Source organism: Pseudochrobactrum sp. Wa41.01b-1, from assembly GCF_019464455.1.
GTDB lineage: Bacteria > Pseudomonadota > Alphaproteobacteria > Rhizobiales > Rhizobiaceae > Pseudochrobactrum > Pseudochrobactrum saccharolyticum.
Map to the genome: position 1 here is coordinate 698054 of NZ_CP080493.1, position 17658 is coordinate 715711.

Sequence of the window (17658 nt, forward strand, 5' to 3'; positions counted from 1 at the left end):
ATTATCACTCTCCCAAACCGGTTCTGATTTGCACGGCACTGCCGCTTTTCACGGATTGCGCCACGGCAAGTGCGGTTGCCAGTGACCAGACACCATCTTCACCGCTGGCAGAAACTGCGCCTTTACCTTTGACCGCATTGTGAAATGCCTCCAGCGCGGTTTCATAGAGATTGCGCTGCTCCAGCGGCAAAACCTGCTCGCCCTCCGCATTGCGCAAAATGACAGAACCAACCGGCTTCTGCGTCATCACATTACAGGCAATCAGTGAGCCTTCTGTGCCATGCACTTCAAAACCTGTTTCGGCAAATTGCGTGGTGAACCCATCATGAAACTGAGCCAGCACACCGGATTTAAAGCGCAAGACACCCATTACCGCATCTTCCAGCCCTTGTTTTCCCATCCCGCCGGACTGGCCGAAAGCCACCGCCTCAACCGGATCATCATTCAGCACAAAGCGCAGAGTGTCCGCATCATGCACGGTTATATCGAGGATAACACCGCCACCGGCCTGCGGCCTATCAAGCCGCCAGCCCTGCAAATGCGGCGGCAGATAAACCGCATGAAAAACCCGCGCGGAAAGCGGTTTGCCGATCCTGCCTGCTGCGATTGCATCGCGCATGGCACAATGACTGGCAGCATTGCGCAAATGATGATTGGTGGCAAAAACCACCCCCGCCGCTCTGGCCGCCTCAACCATGGCACGGGCATCTTCAAGGGAAAGTGCCAGCGGTTTTTCACACAGCACATGCTTGCCTGCTTTTATCGCAGCGATAGCCTGATCGCGGTGCAGCTCATTTGTTGTCGAGATATAGACAGCATCGGTTTCCGTATCATTGACCAGCGCATCAAGCGTAGTGACAGATCGGGGAATTCTGTTCTCTTCCGCATAGGCGGCGCCGCGCTCAGCACTGCTGCTCATCACACTGACAACCTCACCACCCGTTGCACGGATTGCATCAATCACCCATTCTGAGGCGATTGTACTTGCGCCGATAAGACCCCACCGCACTGTCATCCTGTAATCCTCCGCTGTTCCCCTTGCCTTGTCGCACCGCAGCTTTCCCGCACGACCAGGCGCACGGAACTGACAATCGCTTCGGCTTCCGGTTGCCCTGCATTGATTTGCTTGAGCAGTAACTGTGCCGCTTTCTGCCCCATGCCCTGCGGATCGACGGAGACTGTAGTGAGTGCCGGAACCGCAGATTTGGCCTCAATCACATCGTCAAAACCGATAACGGCAAAATCAGCAGCCGGCTCCATACGTTGTGCCCGCAACCCGTCACACACACCGAATGCAACCGCATCATTAAAACAAAGCGCGGCTGTCGGTTTGTCCGCAAGCTGCATTGCGCGCATTATGGCATCCACACCACCGGCGCGGGACGGCGCAGAACCGATAATCAGCGCCTCTTCAAGCACAATGCCTGCCCGTTGCAGAGCATCCGCATAACCCTGATAGCGCTCAGTAAACACGCCCGTATCAGCAAAACCGCCGAGAAAAGCGATGCGGCGATGCCCCAGCGCCACCAGATGCTCAACCGCAGCCATCGCCCCGCCGTGATTATCCGACATCAGAGAAGAAACTTTGGCACCAGCTACATTACGCACAGTCGCAACTACCGGAATTCCGCCGGCGATCAGCGGCTTCAGATCAATGGCTTGCGTGCCGCGCGCAGGCGACACAATCAGTCCGGAAATACCGTGCTCACGCATAGAGGTAATGACTTCGCGCTGACGATCCGGACTTTCTCCCGTATGCGAAAGAAACTGCACATAGCCTGCCGACTGCACCACCATATCAACCCCGACCGCAAGTTCTGCGAAGAAGCTGTTGGTCAGATCATTGACGACAAGGCCGATAATTTTTGAATTGGAGCCGGACTGGCGCAGATTGGCCGCACCGCGATTATAGACATAACCAAGCTCGCGGATAACAGCGGTCACTTTAGCTCTTGTGGCCTCATTCACCAGCGGAGAATTTTGCAGAACAAGCGATACGGTCGACCTGGACACGCCCGCAGCCTGTGCAATTTCAACAACGGTGACACGCTTTTTATTCACGGCATTCTCCCTGTCTCCCTTCATAAAATTAGATCGTTCCAAATTTGTCAAGTGAAGATTAATCCGGAAAATCGATGCAAATTGCCTGTTGCATCTGCAAAAAATTGAATTACTCTTTCAAAAATTGGAACGATCTAAATTTTATAGCTTTTCCGGAGATTACAGCACCATGGCAATGTTGCGGCTTCCGAATGCAGACGGCACTATCACTGACTATCATCTGACAGGCACTGTCGTGCCTCGTCCACAAACACTGCCGCAGTTCAATCGCATCGCCTATGCTGCCGCCCATATCGTCTCCGATCCGCTGCGTGAAACTGATCCGTGGAACCGCCCTGCCATCGACTGGGACGCGACCATAGCGTTTCGTCATCATCTCTGGAGCCTCGGTTTCAAAATCGCCGAAGCTATGGATACATCGCAACGCGGTATGGGGCTGGACTGGAACGGCGCACAGCAACTCATCCGCCGCTCGCTGGAAACCGCCCGTACAGTCAAAGGTGCAGATCTCGCCTGCGGGATCGGAACTGACCAACTTGCCCCAGTTGAGGCCAAATCTCTTGATGATGTGATCAGGGCCTATGAAACCCAATTGGAATTTGTGGAGAAACACGGCGGCCGCGCCATTATGATGGCCAGTCGCGCTCTGGCATATATCGCCCGCAGCCCCGATGATTATGCGCTTGTCTATAATCGTATTCTCTCTCAGGCACAGAACAAAATTGTCCTGCACTGGCTGGGTGAAATGTTTGACCCGCAACTTGGCGGCTACTGGACGGGGCAGGCAGACAGCCCCTTTGAAGATGCACTCACCAGTGTTCTGACGATCATCAATGATAACCGTTCCCGTGTTGAAGGCATTAAAATCTCATTGCTCGACAGTGCCAGCGAGATTGCACTGCGCAATCGCCTGCCTGAGAATGTACTGTGCTTCACCGGCGACGACTTTAATTATGCAGAACTCATTGAGGGAGACGGCAATCGCTACAGTCATGCCCTGCTCGGCATTTTCGATGCTGTTGCCCCTTCCGCCTCCTATGCGCTGAGTGCGCTTGCCGCCGGTAACACTGCAACATTCCGCTCGGCAATTGAGCCGACAGTGCCCTTATCACGCAAAATTTTTGAAGCGCCGACACAATATTACAAGGCAGGCGTGGTGTTTCTGGCATGGCTGAACGGCCATCAAAATCATTTCACCATGCCTGCTGGTATGCAATCGGCACGCGGCCTGTTGCATTACACCGATATTTTCCGGCTGGCAGATCAGGCCAATGTGCTCGACAGGCCGGATCTGGCCATCCGTCGCATGCAAAACTGGCTCAGCACACAAGGCGTGGAATAAGTCTCTTCACTCTTGAAATCCTGCTCTCTGTTCAATTGACCCTGCGTTCCAAACAGCTATAAAGGCGGTTTTCTCAAAGATGCCTCCCCAATATCTCTCTCGGGCACAGATGCAAGGATTTGAACAATGACTGCGGGAAATCACTCACCCTCGGAGAAGATAACCCTCGGCCTCGATTTCGGCACCACCAACACCGTTATTGCCGTGGCAGACGGTAATGGCATTGCCGAAGTTATGAGCTTCCCGAAAGATGATGCTATAGTTTCAGCCTATCGTTCCGTGCTGTGCTTCTGGCAGGATGGTAATAAAGGCCATCGCAATGTCGAGAGCGGCCCGTGGGCGATGGATCGTTTCATTGCTGATCCGCATAATTGCCGTTTTCTGCAATCTTTCAAATCCTTCGCCGCGAGCAAATCTTTCACCGATACGCCGGTCTACGGTAAACGCTTTAAATTCGAAGATCTGCTACAGACTTTTCTGGAAACACTGGCTGAACGCCTCGGAGACAGACTGCCCTCCCGCGGCAACAAAGTCATTGTCGGTCGTCCGGTTACTTTTGCAGGCCATAATCCTGATGAAGCGCTGGCAATGGCACGCTATGAAAAAGCACTGCGCGCCTTCGGCTTCACCGATATTCATTATGTTTATGAGCCGGTTGCCGCGGCATATTTCTATGCGCAGAAGCTGACAGATACATCGACGGTGCTGGTTGCCGACTTTGGCGGCGGAACGAGCGACTTTTCGATCGTAAATTTTGAGGTCGGCGCAAGCGGCCTGACTTCAACACCACTCAGTCAGGTTGGTCTGGGCATTGCCGGTGATACATTTGACTACCGCATCATTGATAATGTGGTCTCTCCCAAACTCGGCAAGAAGAGCAATTACAAGTCTTTTGGCAAGGTGCTGCAGGTTCCGAACCATTATTTTGCGAATTTTGCCCGCTGGAATACCCTGTTTCTGATGAACTCCCCGTCCACACTTCGGGAGCTTCATGAACTTGCATCGCAGGCAGAGCATCCGCAAGCCCTCAACCACTTCATTGAAATGATTGAAGGCGATTACGGCTTTGAGCTTTACCGTGTCGTATCAGATGTCAAAGCAGGCCTGTCCTCATCCCAGACATCCGATCTGCATTTCAAAGCCGAGAATTTTAAAATCGAAGCCCAAATTCAGCGTTCGGATTTTGAGAAATGGATTGCCGAAGATATGCAGGCAATCTCCGCCTCCGTTGACAGCGCAGTACGGAATGCCGGCTTGCAAGATAAAGATATTGACCGCGTCTTCCTCACCGGCGGCACATCCTTTGTGCCGGCGATTAAAACCCTGTTCTCGCAGCAATTTGAACATGCGGATGTTTCCAGCAGCAACCAGTTCGACTCCATTGCCACCGGCCTCGCACTGATCGGTCAGAGCAATGATATTGAACGCTGGTCAGTCAAGTTCTGATTGATCCTGATCAATGTAAAGAGCGCAGACTCATGCGAAGAATCCTTCAACAAAATAATTCAAGGAAGGAAACAGCATGTCCAACACACCACATACACTTGGCGAAGAATTTCCGGGCAAACTGGATGAAATTCATGCCCTGAAAGCCGCTGATCCGCGCTTTGCCAAAGTGCTTGAGGAATATGACGACGTGAATGATCAGATTCACCGCGCAGAGACAAAGATTGAGCCGACCAGTCAGGACAATGAAACAGCTCTGCGCAAGCGTCGTCTTGCATTGAAAGACGAGATCGAACAGGCACTCAGCCAGCAGGCCTGATATCTCGCATAGCGACTGAAAACACAGTCCTCAGGAGCATTTTCAATCTCAACCATTGAAAATGCTCTTTTTTTGACCGGCCAATTATTTTCTACAATTGATAGCGTGCCCTGTCCGAATCGCTCTACTCTGCTGCAAGTACATAGCGCAGGACGACCTGCGCCGGTGTAACCCACGGGGACGACCCCGCCTGCCAGGGAGTACATCATATGGCCGGACCAATTGAACAATTTCAAATCAAACCACTGGCAGAATTTGGTGAAGTCGGCGGCTTTCAGATCGCTTTTACCAATTCAGCCCTGTTCATGCTGATTGCCACAATCGGCGCCGGTGCCTATTTGTTTTTATCGGCACGCGGCAGAACCCTTATCCCTGACCGCTGGCAATCCTCGTCCGAAATTTTATATGAATTTGTGTCCACGACATTGCGGGATAATACCGGTGAAGAAGGCAGACGCTTCTTTCCGCTGGTCTTTTCCCTCTTCATGTTCATTCTCACGGCCAATCTGCTCGGAATGTTCCCTTATGCCTTCACTGTAACTGCGCATATTATTGTAACATTCGGCCTTGCCATGACTGTCTTCCTGACCGTGACAATCTATGGCTTTGTGCGCAACGGAACCAAATTTTTCCGCCTTTTCATGCCGTCAGGCGTGCCGCTTATTCTGGCGCCGATTATTGTACCGATTGAGATTATGTCTTTTCTCTCAAGACCGGTCAGCCATTCGGTTCGTCTCTTCGCCGTTATGCTTGCAGGACATATTACGCTGAAAGTTTTCGCAGGATTTGTTGTCTCGCTGACAGGCCTTGGCACATTGGGCGTTATCACCGCCATTCTGCCACTGGCAATGACTGTCGGCATTACAGCCCTCGAATTTCTGATGGCAGTGATTCAGGCCTATGTCTTCACCATGCTCACTTGCATGTATCTGAATGATGCATTGCATCCGTCCCATTAAAATATCAGAGACCTTCAGCCGCCGTTTACTCCGGCGGCTGAACCGGCTTCACATCTTCCAGTACAAAACGCAGCATATCTTCAACGGCATAAGGCAGCATTGAGCCGTGACTTTCACCGGCAAACTGATGGAAGCTTGCTGAAACGCCAGGCAACGCAACCAGCTCCTGATAAATATCCCTGCCATTCGGTCCGCCACGCAATGCCTTCAGCTGCGCAGCACGATCCTTGTCAACGCCCTCACGCATCACTGACTTGCCTGCTGTCTCAATCAGCACTTTGACCGGCTTACCCGTCTCTGTTGCCTGCTCAATGAAACGATCCTTCTCTTTCAGAATTGAGCGGTTATTCCACCAGACAGACGGATCAGCGGCGCTATAAGTCTGAAAACTTCCTCTTTCACTGAAAAGCGCATGCAGCGTGAATAAGCCCCCGAGTGAGTGGCCGAACAGGGTCTGATTGTTTTTATCAACGGCAAAGCGCCGCTCTATTTCCGGTTTCACTTGCTGTTCAATGAAATTCAGGAATGCGGCATTGCCTCCGGTGCGCGGCAGATCAGCACCATTTCCGCGTGAAGGGATCAGTTCCGCAGGTGTTTCTGGTGTCAGATCATAATATCTGGAGCGCACAATATCTTCGCGTGATTGTGTCGGATAACCGATACCGACAATCAGTGCGCGCAATTGCGGCCTTTTTTTCACCACATCCACGGCCATCGGAAAGGTCGAATTGCCGTCAATCATATAGATGACCGGCATGGGCTTGTCATTTTCCGCAGTTTTTGGCGCAGCAACAAAAATCCGGTAATCAATCCCGTTTGCACGCATATCAAAAACTGAAGTCACCGGATCACCCTGCTCTGCCGCCATCACATTGGCCATTCCATAAAGCTGCATCGCTAAAAAACTGCCAAGAAATGCAATGAGATAAAGTAGTTCAGACGTCTTATTCAAAATGCGCATCAGTACCAACATTCATTTATTATCGGGCATTATCTGGTCATGGCAAATTACAGGCCGGATTGAAAATATGACAGCCTGAAATTCATACTGCAGAACATTACAAATTTGTAATTGGCTTGTTCATATTCAGTACACATTTACAGCTAGATATTACTCCTATGCCAATTAAAGGCTCAAGTTAATTTGTGACGGAGTTATAATTACCATGAATACAAAAACTTTAATTCTTGCACTCGTTGCTTCATCTGTACTCGCATCACCTGTTCTTGCACAGGATGCATCGAAAACGAATACTGAAAAAACTGTTGAACAAATCTCCAAAAAACCTGAGCGTGAGCCGATTGATCTCGCAAAATTCTCCCGCATGGATGAGTTAAAAGCGGCCGACACCGACAAGGACGGCATCCTCTCCCGCGAAGAAATTGAAGCCCATGCTCTCAAAATGATGGTGAAACGCTCGGCAGACCGCATGGAGCGCCGCCTTGATGTGAATGGCGACGGAAAAATCTCGCTTGAAGCCGTTGAGAAAAAGCGCGCGGAACGCTTTGCCGAACTGGATAAAAACAAAGACGGCAAACTGGACCGGAGCGAGTTAAAAGCCGGTAAGCGCCATGGCAAAGACGGACACCATGGCAAACATGGTCAGGGTGAACATCCGAAGCCATAAAACCAAAAGCCCGGCTCAATGCCGGGCTTTCTTTTTTCCAGAGCAAAAACCCGTCCCGCTCATCAAAAAGTGAAATTTTTAGTCATTGATTTTCTTTTTATTTTAGTACCAAATTATAGAAACAGGAGAGATATCATGCCTTTTCAAAAGACTGATTATCTTGGAATTTACAAGCCTGAACAAATAAAGACACTTCAGACCGCCTATAATGAGGTCTGCGAGATTCTCGGTTATTGCCCGACAACAGACGAGAATAAAGATCAGTTAGCGCGCACCGTCATCCGTATTTATGAAAGCGGAATAAAAGATCCGAAGGAAATCGCCGGATTGATCGCCCGCATTGAAAATCTCCGCTCCTGAACCTGCCTGAAACCTGTTCTGCTTGATCCTAATCAATGCACCACCATCACTTGCGCGATAAAACCTCCCTGTAATCTTTGAAAGAACTGACCGCTTCGGAAATTGCCGCTTGTGCAGAGAACAGCCTGCGAATGCAGCTCACATCTGCCTGCAGCTTTTCACGAAACCGGCCAGAGACAAAGGCACAGAGCTTCTGGTTCATATTGAGAACCACTCTCGGAGGGACAAATGTCGACTAATTTCCATCTGGCATCAATGATCGGCTCAATCGCATTTATTGTTCTGGTCGGCTCAGGATTCATTGTCGTTCTGACAGTGCCTTCTCTGGCACAAAAACCTATTTATCCGATGCTGGCGGTTGTCGGTGCGGCTCTGCTCATCACACCGGTTATCGGGTGGTATGTTGCAACCCGTATACAACGGTAAGTCCCTGTATTCTGCAGGTGAAGCATAAATATCGCATCTGCAGAATATGCATCAAGAATGTGAGAGCATATCAGCAATCACTTGCTAAATTTCCGCTTGCCTGAAATACTTGATTTATCCTGACATTGCTCCTCAGATCTTGCCCTGAGAACCATGTCAGCGGAACCATTTCTTTGTGGTTACGTTGATATGACAGAGCATAAGGGAGGCAATGAAATGTCCACTCGTTTTCAGATTGCCGTTTTACTCAGCCTGATGATTAACGCAGTTCTTTTCGGAATTGGGATGATCATCGTTCTCACAATCCCTGATCTGGCACAAAACGCCAAATATCTTATTCCTCTGGTTATTGGCTGCAGTTTTCTGATTACACCATTTATCGCCTGGTTCATGGCACCGCGCATGCGAAACCGGTACTGGCAGAACAGAAACCACAAAACCGGAAGTTTTTGATAGGTACAGGTCAGGGTCTCAAACAATAAGGGTCTTATCATGCGTATGTTTATAATTGCTGTGGCCGCCATTGTTGCACTTTCCGGCTGCACAACGACAGAAAAAGATCTCAGCGTTGGTACAGCGGCAGGCGCAGTCATCGGCGGCATAGCCGGCGGCGGCAGAGGCGCATTGATTGGCGCAGGTGCAGGCGCTCTCGGTGGTCTTCTGGTTCGCAATCTGCGTAACGGTTATTGTGAATACCGTAACAGCCGCGGCCAGATTTATACCGCACGCTGCAAATAACAGCGCAACATAGCGCCGGCCAGAACTGGCCGGTATGCACGACCTGAAAGCGGCCTCTGCAAAGACGGCCGCTTTTATCTTTGCTGCGGCCTCCTGAAAGTGAGGTACACCCGCACAGATATCTGTCTGCCCTGCACTTCACAGCGAACGGTCTGTGCTTTAATTTCAGCACTTCAGAATACGGGAACAGAAGTCCCTCAGTATAAAATCAATGAACGGCTCTCAATGTCATCATTTGCACCCAAAACACCAGGCAGAACCGTTATTGAAATTCTGAAAGTCATGTTCATTACCATGCCCATGACGGCAGTGGTTATGTTTGCCGTGATTGGCACATTGATTTTCATCAATAAATATTATCCGGATTCGACGATTACCTTAGAAGATGTGATGAATTACGTCACCGTCGGCATCACAGTTCTGCTGACAATGCCGCTTATGCAACGCGGCATGCACCGGTATTTTTGGTGTGTGCAGAACAATCCAAACTCAAAAATTCCACCTTGGGGCACAGCGGTTCCGCCGGTTCCTTATATAAAAAATCCGGCAAGCATTCATCTGCTTCGCATCGCTCTGTATCTGTTCGCAATCATTTCATTATTGCTGATCTTTGCGCCCTTATCCCATCAGAAAGCCCTGTTTCGCACAACAATGAGCGTTCCGGGCATTCACCGGAATTTCTTTCCGTTCTTACAGATCGTAGCCTATTTTTTGATTTTCGGTTTCTTATTGCTGATCGCTTTTGCATCAACACAATATAAGAAATATCTGGCAACAAGAGCAGTTACAGAAGCGGATATGCTTCGTTATAACCTGAACGAATGCTGGCTCTTCGCCTTCTCCGTCACCTATGTCCTGACAGGATTGCTGTGCTTTATCTTTGGCGCCATGATAATTCGCACACTCACTTAAACAGCTATTTTAAAATCACACCCGCATTTAAAGACAATACACATATTGCATCAGAATATCGCAAGTAGTGATTTAGAATGCATCAGTTTCCAAGATAATCTTTTGTCTGAACCGGTATTACTGCCGATTCCCAAGCAAAATTCATACTGAAAGAGACACCTGCTCTTTATCAGGATCAGGCAGTTAATAAATCTCATTCACAGATCAGAGAGATACACCGATGAAAAGCATTTTAGGCATTGCTCTTATTGTTGCTGCAACAGCGATAGCAGGTTGCTCGAAGGAGCCAGCATGCACATCGGAAATAATTGCCAAGAAAGCGCAGGAACTGAATGCTGCTTTACAAGAATCGATCATGAAAGACCCGACTAAAGTGCAGGAATTGTCGGCAAAAGTTCAGGAACTTGCCACAAAATACAATGGCGCTGATGATTCTCAGGCATGTAAGGCATATGATGACTTACTGTCTGCTATAAAAGGCTAAAATATAACGGGCTCCTTATCCTCTAAGGAGCCCGCTTTCTTGAAATACAGCTATATAGATAAGCCCCGCAGCGTGAGGCTTGATCTGAGCTCATATCAGGCCGTTTTGCGCTGACGGGTAGAAAACAGCACCAAAAGCCCTGCTGCAAAACCATAGGCAGCCCATTTATAAGGCAACAGATCAGCGACTTCGCTGCGTATAGCACGAACGGCTACAGTACCGGGGCGCGTTTCTACGGCCGTTTGGCCGCTATTGCGTGCCTGTTCAATTTTCTGCGGTGAAACAACCCACTCTGCATCCGCATATTTATCATAGGCCATAAAACCGAAACCTACGATGAGTGCCACGACGACTGCAGCTATCAGGCGAGTTCGAATATTCATCTGCGATCTTCCACGGCCGAAATAATAATCGCGCAGTAAATACTTCAACAGGAAGTTTTCAAGCGATCAGTTCGTCTGAGTTGCTTTTGACAATCATTCAGCACCCAAAAAGTATATAATACCGGTATATTCTCGTAGAAAATTCCGCATCTGAATGCGAGTATTTTGTTTATAAAAAATATATCAGCTTAAAATTATTGTTTTAATTATAAAACCAACCTAAGCACTCCCGCAGATAAGCGCTTATTATATCCGAGTGCTTACGCGCCCGTTAAATAATGAAAGTTACAATATGATCATACGTCTATCAAAAATCTTTATGGTGATGGCAATTGCCCTATTTTCATCCTTGGTAGCATTTGGCAACATCACAGATTACGGCTCAAATTTTGCATTTGTTCATCACGTATTCCTCATGGATACAATCTTTCCTGATGCAACAATCAAGTACAGAGCCATTGAATCTGAATGGCTTCATCACGTAGGTTATATTGGCATTATAACCCTCGAAACACTGACGGCCATTATCTGCTGGGTTGCCGGTTTCAAACTGCTGGCAGCACGCAATGAACCTGCCAAAGTTTTCAATAAAAGCAAAAACCTTGCAGTTGCAGGTCTCACCCTCGGCTTTCTGACATGGCAGGTCGCCTTTATGTCGGTGGGCGGTGAATGGTTCGGAATGTGGATGTCCAAACAGTGGAATGGCGTACCTGACGCATTCCGCTTCTTCGTGACCATCATTCTGGTTCTGATTTATCTGGTTCAGCCGGATAAAGACGACGAATAAGATTTAAATAATAGCCCTGCCGCAGCCATATGCGGCAGGGCTTTGCTTTGCCTCAACAAAAGCCTGAACTGATAGTCGCGTGCAATACAGCCCGCATTCAAGACTCCGAATGGCCGCCATATTTGATGCTATAATCAGGCTATATTTTGCGAAGACTTATTGCTGGCAGATATCAATCCGCTGGAAGCATCTTCGGATTCCAGACTATTTCCCATAAATGCCCGTCGGGATCGGTAAAATAGCCCGCATAACCACCCCAGAAAGTCTCCTGTGGTGCCTTAACGATTTTTGCACCTGCGCGCTCAGCTTTGAGCATTATATCATCAACCTCTTCCCGCAGCAGAACATTATGCCCGATACTGGCAGCGGTAGAGCTGACCGGATGCTTTTGCAATCCGCAGTCATAGGCCAGATCATCCTGCGCGAAAACTGCGAGTTTCAGGCCAGCGGAGAGATCAAAAAACGCCACGGCACCATGATCGAATTCACGCCCGAAAATGCCTTCAGACGGCAATCCCAGCCCATCATGATAGAATGAAAAAGAATGTTCGAGATTGGCCACACCGAGTGTGAGAACAGAAATACGCGGTTTCATATCCATACCCTTCCTATTTAGCGTCCGCACCATACGAACACTTCAATAGTCATGGGCCGTCACCATTTGTGACAGAAGGACCCGCAAAGCGGGGGCCGGGCCAACCTTCCCGAACCTAACCTGTTTTTGACCTCCTGATGATAACTGCAGGCCAAATACAGGTCAATATTCGTGTTCTCAGGGCCAAACTGCTGCAAGGTCTGCAACGAATTTCCATTTTACAAATAAAGCGAGAATACATGCACACCAGCACATAATCTGCACTTTGCGAAAGCAGCTCACTACAAGAATCATGAATATTCAATGTGCATTTCAAGTCAAAATGCGACATGCCTGTCCGCCAATTATTTTACAGACAGCGATATGACGGAAAAGTTCAGGAAAGCTGACGCGTGATGAAAAACACTGTTTTCAACTTATTGTGAGTCAAAAAAAGTGCTGCCAGTCATTAAAAATAGCGCTGTAATAAACACGTCACAAATATCATAGAAATCAACAAAAATTACCTCGAGCAAATTCAATACAAGCAATTGATTTTATTAAGTAATTTTACGAATATTCATATTCATGACACTAATTTTAAGATAAGTCACCTCTTTAAAAATGTCTCATCCGATCAGGCGTTTTTCCACGCCAATCTCACAACAATTTTACCACTCACTAAATTGTGACCAAAAAGATACAGGGTCATTTCCATCTCATATTTCAGTAATTTTTCATATTTCCATACCCTCCCGCCTTCCATATCAACCGAAGCGCAAGATGTTTCCGAATCTCAAAATTGGAAAGTCTCAACAATCAATCGCTTACGCGGGAGAATACACAATGACCATTAAGAGCCTTCTTCTCGGCTCCGCTGCAGCACTCGTTGCAGCAACCGGCGCTCAGGCTGCCGACGCCATCGTTGCACCAGAACCAGAAGCAGTAGAATATGTGCGCGTTTGCGACGCTTACGGCGCTGGCTACTTCTACATTCCAGGCACAGAAACCTGCCTGCGTCTTTCCGGTTATGTTCGCGCTGACTTTAAAGCTGGCGATGACGTTTACAAAGGTCATGACCGCGAAACTTGGTCAACCAACACCCGCTTCACACTGCGTACACACACAGCTTCGGAAACCGAACTCGGTACACTGAAGACCTTCACCGAAAACCGTTTCAACTTCGGTGACGGCGCTCAGGGCAGCCACACTCTGAAGCACGCTTACATTCAGCTGGGCGGCCTGCTCATCGGTAAAACCGATTCAGCATTCCACACCTTCACAGGTTACCTCGGCGACGTAATCAACGATGACGTTGTATCGCCAGGTGCATACAACACAAACATCATCAGCTACACCTTCAAAGGCGGCAACGGCTTCTCGGCAATCATCTCTGCCGAACAGGGCGAACGCGTTGACACATTCACCGACATCAACGGCAACAAGTATGACGGCGTAATCGACGACTACATGCCACACGTTGTTGGTGGTCTGAAGTTCGAACAGGCTTGGGGCTCGATCGCAGCTGCTGCAGCTTACGACTCTGAAATCGAAGAGTGGGCTGGTAAAGTTCGCCTCGACGTAAACGTAACTGACGTATTCTCTGTATGGGTACAGGGCGGTTATGCTTCTTACGAAGCTCCTGTTGGCATGTACGGCAACTGGGGTGGCGATTGGGCTGTCTGGGGTGGCCTGAAGTACAAGGCAACCGACAAAGCTACTTTCAACCTGCAGGCTGCTTACGAAGATTTCGGCAAACAGGCTTACACTGCAAACGTAGCTTACCAGCTGGTTCCAGGCTTCACAATTACTCCTGAAGTTTCCTACACCAAGTGGAAAGACACCGACAAATACGCTCCAGCCGTTCGTGGCGAAGGCGCATTCGGTGGTATGATCCGCTTCCAGCGTTCGTTCTAATAAAATTCATTAGGGGGATGAATATAACTCATCTCCCTAAGAGCGTAGTCTAGACTTGGTTATGACCTCCAGTCATCAAAATACTATCCATTCAGCTACGCTCACGGGACACGGCGGGAGATCAACATCTCGCCGTGTTTTTATTTTCTAAACACAATAAGATATTCCAGCCTCTTTTTACAAACCGCCCTTCGGCATTATCCTTCTCATTTAAAATGATTGGCGCTCCAAGCACTTTCCCGAGGATAAGAGTGCTATTCAGACATATTAAACCGGCGGATTTCCTCATTTATCCAATCTCTGAATGCACAGATCTTCGGATGATCACGGCTACCTTTTGCATAAATAAGATCATAGCCATGCTCAACTTCCAGACGGAATGCAGGAAACAGCTCCACCAGCCGGCCTGAGGCCAGATCCTCGGCAATAAGTACGCTGCGTCCCAGCGCCACGCCCTCACCTCTGATTGCCGCCTCTATGGACATACTTCCATGACTGTAACCGGCACCGCGTATATTACTGCCTTTTACCCCGAAGAGCTCAAACCAACGATGCCAGTCTGTTTTCATTCCGTTTTCATGTATCAATTTACAGGAAAGTAAATCTGAGACAGTCGCTATACCGCCCGTTTTCTCACGATAAGCAGGTGAACAAACCGGACTTACAGTCTCGTCCATGATGCGCTCACTATCCGCATTGGGATATATGCCATTCCCATAACGTAAAACGACATGCGCGGAGGAAACATTAAAATCGACAGCATTTTCATTCACCTCGAGATGGATATCGTAATCGGGGTAACAACTCATCAAGCGGTGCAAACGCTGCGCTAACCATTTGCTCGCAAATGAAATACTGCAATTTATGACCAGTTTTGCGTCAGTATTTCTAGTCCGGATATTTTCAGTCTCCCGCGCCAGCTCCGACAGCAAATGAGTAACTGCAGCAAAATAATTTGCCCCGTCATCCGTAAACTCAATTTTCCGCGTCAAGCGCTTAAACAGCCTGCAACCAAGATCATCTTCCAAAGCTTTGATCTGCCTGCTGACGGCTCCGTGCGTGACACACAGCTCTTCTGCAGCAAGCGTCATACTCAATCGCCTGCCCGCAGCCTCAAAAGCACGAAGCGTTTGTAACGGAGGAAGATGGCCTGCCATTTTTACATCCATATATGACAAAATCTCACGCATAGTGTGATTATAAATGGTTTGTCTGCAAGAGGCAGAGAGCGGTAAATCTTAAGAAAAGCTCGCGCTATTTTGAGGATTTCTCAATGAGTCAAACCTTAAGCAACAAAACTGCATATATGGTAATTCCTCACAAGCCGGTCACACTTGTCAGCTTTGGTGCAATGTTACTTCTGGCGCTGATGTGGGGAATCTCTATACCGGCAACCAAGCTGGGTTTAAACTCAACACCACCGTTGACACTCACCGCATTGCGTTATGCAGTCGCCGTACCGTTTATGCTGTTGCTGTTAATCGGGAAAAAGCCCTTGCCGTGGAAAGCAGTCCCCACCGTGGCTATGCTTGGCATCATCGGCATTGGTTTGGGACAGGTCGCGCAAACAATAGGTGTAAATGGTACATCGGCCTCAGTCGGAACCATTCTCTCCGCAACCATTCCCTTGTTTATTGTGATCTTTGCAACATACCGGTTAAAGCAGCCGATCACGATTATTCAGATATGCGGTGTTGCGACAGCGTTTATTGGCATTGTCGTTGTTGCATTTGAGAACACATCCTCCGACATAACCACCACGTTTGCGGGGCCCGTCTGGATACAGATTTCGGCCATTGCGGTTGCATTCTATTATGTCTGGAGTGTTGAACTGACACTTAAATATGGAACCGTTGTAGTCGTAACGTGGAGCACATTCTTCGGGCTGCTAGCAATGATCCCGCTTGCTGCTTGGGAAACTTATCAGGCTCCCTTCACACTCACAGCCGTTTCATTCGGTGCAGCTGCATATCTTGGGTTAATAGTGAGTGTAGCCGGATTATTCTTATGGATCAGTATTTTAAAGAATGTACCGGCACCGGTTGCAGCCAGCATTCAATATCTTCAGCCAGTATTTGGGATAATTGCTTCAGCCATTCTGTTCGGTGACAATATTGGTTTACAATTTTTGCTCGGTGTCTCACTTATTTTGGCAGGCCTCGCACTCACGATGCGAAACAAAAAGGCTCGGTAAATATATGTATCCATCAATCAATCAGCCGACGTATAATTGCCAAAATCGCACCATGTATTTCCTTGTCTGAACATTGCAACACGCTGCACAGGAATGAAATTTTGATAAGAGCTTGTTTTGAAATGAAAAGGGCTATTCCTCTGCTCATTGCCGCACTCGCATTAACAGCCTGCGGCGCGAGCAAAGCTGTAATGGACTCAGGAAAAAACTTTGACCGTTACGCCTGCATGTCCAAAAACCTCAAAGGACAAGAACCCTGCTCAAACCCGACTGCGCCAGCAACGCAGCCTTAAAAGCATATCACCTCAGGCATTACCGCTAAGTACAAACCAGCCTTTCAGCCGACATGTTAATTGTTAGCAGGCACTATCCACGCCAAAACTTCACACATTGCAGCGATGATCAAAGTGAATAAATAAAATCCCCCCCCAACATCCGAGGTCGATAATGTATGCTGCTGGGTTTATCGTTCTGTTGGTAATGAGTTTAATTGCCATAGCAGCAAATAATAAACTTCATCACCTGCACAGACTTCCGATGCAATGGAGTCTTTCCGGACAGGTTAACTGGTCAGCTCCGAGAGTTATAGCACTGGCTTCATTTCCTGCCATTTTTGCGGCGATCAGCTCTGCGCTTATTCTCACCAGTATTTCAGAGCATGAACAGTCAACAACTCAATCCCTTGTTTTTCTGGGCATCATAATGATTGGCTTGCAGATATTACATCTATGGCTCGTCCATAAAAAAAGCAGCCATTAAGCCGCCTTTTCAAAACTATAATTTAATCTCCCCAGCGCTCTGACAATAGCGAACAGGAATCCGAATCCTGACAGCGGAGAATCAACCTTCAACAATCAACGACTGAACTGCATCAAACATGCGGCCAAAGAAGCTGACAGGAATAGTCTTTGCATTAAGCAATAACATGTGTGGGGAAAGATTATAAAACGCTTCTCAATATCAAATCTCAATTCTGAGATTAGTTGAAAAAGCACAACAATTACAATGAGAAGATTGTAAGTGGTGCCCCCAGAGAGACTCGAACTCCCGACCCCCTGATTACAAATCAGGTGCTCTACCAACTGAGCTATAAGGGCAACTGACGGCTAGATAGCATATTCTTTTTGT

The 17658-nt window shown here is 48.3% G+C and carries 20 protein-coding genes and 1 tRNA gene; 14 read left to right on the forward strand and 7 right to left on the reverse strand.

What is annotated here, in order from left to right; all coding sequences use genetic code 11:
* Positions 1–4: 4 nt before the first annotated feature.
* Both K1X45_RS03340 and K1X45_RS03345 read right to left on the reverse strand, forming a co-directional pair.
* Complete coding sequence (locus K1X45_RS03340; RefSeq protein ID WP_220159842.1) at positions 5–1015, reverse strand: Gfo/Idh/MocA family protein; 1011 nt, start codon at positions 1013–1015, stop codon at positions 5–7.
* A complete protein-coding gene (locus tag K1X45_RS03345) occupies positions 1012–2061 on the reverse strand; it encodes a LacI family DNA-binding transcriptional regulator (protein WP_220159843.1) in 1050 nt (349 codons plus the stop codon). The genes K1X45_RS03340 and K1X45_RS03345 overlap by 4 nt, the downstream gene beginning before the upstream one ends.
* Positions 2062–2230: 169 nt before the next feature.
* Here K1X45_RS03345 and K1X45_RS03350 point away from each other — a divergent pair, with 169 nt between their 5' ends.
* From K1X45_RS03350 to K1X45_RS03365, 4 genes are all read left to right on the forward strand, one after another.
* Complete coding sequence (locus K1X45_RS03350) at positions 2231–3403, forward strand: dihydrodipicolinate synthase family protein (RefSeq protein ID WP_220159844.1); 1173 nt, start codon at positions 2231–2233, stop codon at positions 3401–3403.
* A gap of 126 nt (positions 3404–3529) precedes the next feature.
* On the forward strand, positions 3530–4849 hold the full coding sequence (locus tag K1X45_RS03355) for an Hsp70 family protein (RefSeq protein ID WP_022709415.1): 1320 nt from the start codon (positions 3530–3532) through the stop codon (positions 4847–4849).
* Positions 4850–4925: 76 nt separating this feature from the next.
* Positions 4926–5168 carry a YdcH family protein gene (locus K1X45_RS03360; protein ID WP_028233253.1) on the forward strand — a complete coding sequence of 81 codons (243 nt, stop codon included), beginning with the start codon at positions 4926–4928 and terminating at the stop codon, positions 5166–5168.
* 209 nt (positions 5169–5377) lie between these two features.
* Entirely contained in the window at positions 5378–6127 is a 750-nt protein-coding gene (locus K1X45_RS03365; RefSeq protein ID WP_022709414.1) for a F0F1 ATP synthase subunit A, read from the forward strand.
* Positions 6128–6152: 25 nt separating this feature from the next.
* On the opposite strand, the gene K1X45_RS03370 is transcribed toward K1X45_RS03365, so the two are convergent.
* Positions 6153–7079 carry an alpha/beta hydrolase gene (locus K1X45_RS03370; RefSeq protein ID WP_255560510.1) on the reverse strand — a complete coding sequence of 309 codons (927 nt, stop codon included), beginning with the start codon at positions 7077–7079 and terminating at the stop codon, positions 6153–6155.
* A gap of 214 nt (positions 7080–7293) precedes the next feature.
* On the opposite strand from K1X45_RS03370, the gene K1X45_RS03375 reads away from it, so the two are divergent.
* From K1X45_RS03375 to K1X45_RS03405, 7 genes are all read left to right on the forward strand, one after another.
* Positions 7294–7755, forward strand: a complete 462-nt coding sequence (locus K1X45_RS03375) for an EF-hand domain-containing protein (RefSeq protein ID WP_220159845.1) — start codon at positions 7294–7296, stop codon at positions 7753–7755.
* Between the two features lie 18 nt (positions 7756–7773).
* Positions 7774–8115, forward strand: a complete 342-nt coding sequence (locus K1X45_RS03380; protein ID WP_245257278.1) for a hypothetical protein — start codon at positions 7774–7776, stop codon at positions 8113–8115.
* A 228-nt stretch (positions 8116–8343) separates the two neighbouring features.
* Positions 8344–8541 carry a hypothetical protein gene (locus K1X45_RS03385; protein WP_022709411.1) on the forward strand — a complete coding sequence of 66 codons (198 nt, stop codon included), beginning with the start codon at positions 8344–8346 and terminating at the stop codon, positions 8539–8541.
* Between the two features lie 216 nt (positions 8542–8757).
* Positions 8758–8994 (forward strand): hypothetical protein, encoded by a 237-nt coding sequence (locus tag K1X45_RS03390; RefSeq protein WP_028233249.1) that lies wholly within the window; start codon positions 8758–8760, stop codon positions 8992–8994.
* Between the two features lie 39 nt (positions 8995–9033).
* Complete coding sequence (locus K1X45_RS03395) at positions 9034–9279, forward strand: hypothetical protein (protein WP_022709409.1); 246 nt, start codon at positions 9034–9036, stop codon at positions 9277–9279.
* A 225-nt stretch (positions 9280–9504) separates the two neighbouring features.
* A complete protein-coding gene (locus K1X45_RS03400) occupies positions 9505–10191 on the forward strand; it encodes a hypothetical protein (protein ID WP_220159846.1) in 687 nt (228 codons plus the stop codon).
* Between the two features lie 220 nt (positions 10192–10411).
* Complete coding sequence (locus tag K1X45_RS03405) at positions 10412–10675, forward strand: hypothetical protein (protein WP_220159847.1); 264 nt, start codon at positions 10412–10414, stop codon at positions 10673–10675.
* A 95-nt stretch (positions 10676–10770) separates the two neighbouring features.
* Here K1X45_RS03405 and K1X45_RS03410 read toward each other — a convergent pair whose 3' ends face one another.
* On the reverse strand, positions 10771–11058 hold the full coding sequence (locus tag K1X45_RS03410; RefSeq protein WP_220159848.1) for a hypothetical protein: 288 nt from the start codon (positions 11056–11058) through the stop codon (positions 10771–10773).
* 292 nt (positions 11059–11350) lie between these two features.
* On the opposite strand from K1X45_RS03410, the gene K1X45_RS03415 reads away from it, so the two are divergent.
* Complete coding sequence (locus K1X45_RS03415; protein ID WP_213598162.1) at positions 11351–11845, forward strand: DUF2165 family protein; 495 nt, start codon at positions 11351–11353, stop codon at positions 11843–11845.
* Positions 11846–12017: 172 nt separating this feature from the next.
* Here the strand turns inward: K1X45_RS03415 and K1X45_RS03420 are convergent, their stop codons facing one another.
* On the reverse strand, positions 12018–12440 hold the full coding sequence (locus K1X45_RS03420; protein WP_220160367.1) for a VOC family protein: 423 nt from the start codon (positions 12438–12440) through the stop codon (positions 12018–12020).
* A gap of 825 nt (positions 12441–13265) precedes the next feature.
* Here K1X45_RS03420 and K1X45_RS03425 point away from each other — a divergent pair.
* Entirely contained in the window at positions 13266–14336 is a 1071-nt protein-coding gene (locus K1X45_RS03425; RefSeq protein ID WP_220159849.1) for a porin, read from the forward strand.
* Positions 14337–14590: 254 nt separating this feature from the next.
* Here the strand turns inward: K1X45_RS03425 and gcvA are convergent, their stop codons facing one another.
* The gene (gene gcvA, locus K1X45_RS03430) at positions 14591–15493 is read right to left on the reverse strand and encodes a transcriptional regulator GcvA (RefSeq protein WP_220159850.1); all 903 of its coding nucleotides are present in this window, start codon (positions 15491–15493) and stop codon (positions 14591–14593) included.
* A 116-nt stretch (positions 15494–15609) separates the two neighbouring features.
* On the opposite strand from gcvA, the gene K1X45_RS03435 reads away from it, so the two are divergent.
* Entirely contained in the window at positions 15610–16530 is a 921-nt protein-coding gene (locus tag K1X45_RS03435) for a DMT family transporter (RefSeq protein ID WP_255560511.1), read from the forward strand.
* 1021 nt (positions 16531–17551) lie between these two features.
* Here the strand turns inward: K1X45_RS03435 and K1X45_RS03440 are convergent.
* A tRNA-Thr gene (locus K1X45_RS03440) sits at positions 17552–17627 on the reverse strand.
* Positions 17628–17658: the final 31 nt, after the last annotated feature.

Excerpts from the sequence above, each read along its gene's own strand:
- K1X45_RS03340 (WP_220159842.1), bottom strand. The coding sequence starts at position 1,015 with ATGACAGTGCGGTGGGGTCTTATCGGCGCAAGTACAATCGCCTCAGAA.
- K1X45_RS03350 (WP_220159844.1), top strand. The coding sequence starts at position 2,231 with ATGGCAATGTTGCGGCTTCCGAATGCAGACGGCACTATCACTGACTAT.
- K1X45_RS03355 (WP_022709415.1), top strand. The coding sequence starts at position 3,530 with ATGACTGCGGGAAATCACTCACCCTCGGAGAAGATAACCCTCGGCCTC.
- K1X45_RS03360 (WP_028233253.1), top strand. The coding sequence starts at position 4,926 with ATGTCCAACACACCACATACACTTGGCGAAGAATTTCCGGGCAAACTG.
- K1X45_RS03365 (WP_022709414.1), top strand. The coding sequence starts at position 5,378 with ATGGCCGGACCAATTGAACAATTTCAAATCAAACCACTGGCAGAATTT.
- K1X45_RS03375 (WP_220159845.1), top strand. The coding sequence starts at position 7,294 with ATGAATACAAAAACTTTAATTCTTGCACTCGTTGCTTCATCTGTACTC.
- K1X45_RS03380 (WP_245257278.1), top strand. The coding sequence starts at position 7,774 with ATGCCGGGCTTTCTTTTTTCCAGAGCAAAAACCCGTCCCGCTCATCAA.
- K1X45_RS03385 (WP_022709411.1), top strand. The coding sequence starts at position 8,344 with ATGTCGACTAATTTCCATCTGGCATCAATGATCGGCTCAATCGCATTT.
- K1X45_RS03390 (WP_028233249.1), top strand. The coding sequence starts at position 8,758 with ATGTCCACTCGTTTTCAGATTGCCGTTTTACTCAGCCTGATGATTAAC.
- K1X45_RS03395 (WP_022709409.1), top strand. The coding sequence starts at position 9,034 with ATGCGTATGTTTATAATTGCTGTGGCCGCCATTGTTGCACTTTCCGGC.
- K1X45_RS03400 (WP_220159846.1), top strand. The coding sequence starts at position 9,505 with ATGTCATCATTTGCACCCAAAACACCAGGCAGAACCGTTATTGAAATT.
- K1X45_RS03405 (WP_220159847.1), top strand. The coding sequence starts at position 10,412 with ATGAAAAGCATTTTAGGCATTGCTCTTATTGTTGCTGCAACAGCGATA.
- K1X45_RS03410 (WP_220159848.1), bottom strand. The coding sequence starts at position 11,058 with ATGAATATTCGAACTCGCCTGATAGCTGCAGTCGTCGTGGCACTCATC.
- K1X45_RS03415 (WP_213598162.1), top strand. The coding sequence starts at position 11,351 with ATGATCATACGTCTATCAAAAATCTTTATGGTGATGGCAATTGCCCTA.
- K1X45_RS03420 (WP_220160367.1), bottom strand. The coding sequence starts at position 12,440 with ATGAAACCGCGTATTTCTGTTCTCACACTCGGTGTGGCCAATCTCGAA.
- K1X45_RS03425 (WP_220159849.1), top strand. The coding sequence starts at position 13,266 with ATGACCATTAAGAGCCTTCTTCTCGGCTCCGCTGCAGCACTCGTTGCA.
- gcvA (WP_220159850.1), bottom strand. The coding sequence starts at position 15,493 with ATGGCAGGCCATCTTCCTCCGTTACAAACGCTTCGTGCTTTTGAGGCT.
- K1X45_RS03435 (WP_255560511.1), top strand. The coding sequence starts at position 15,610 with ATGAGTCAAACCTTAAGCAACAAAACTGCATATATGGTAATTCCTCAC.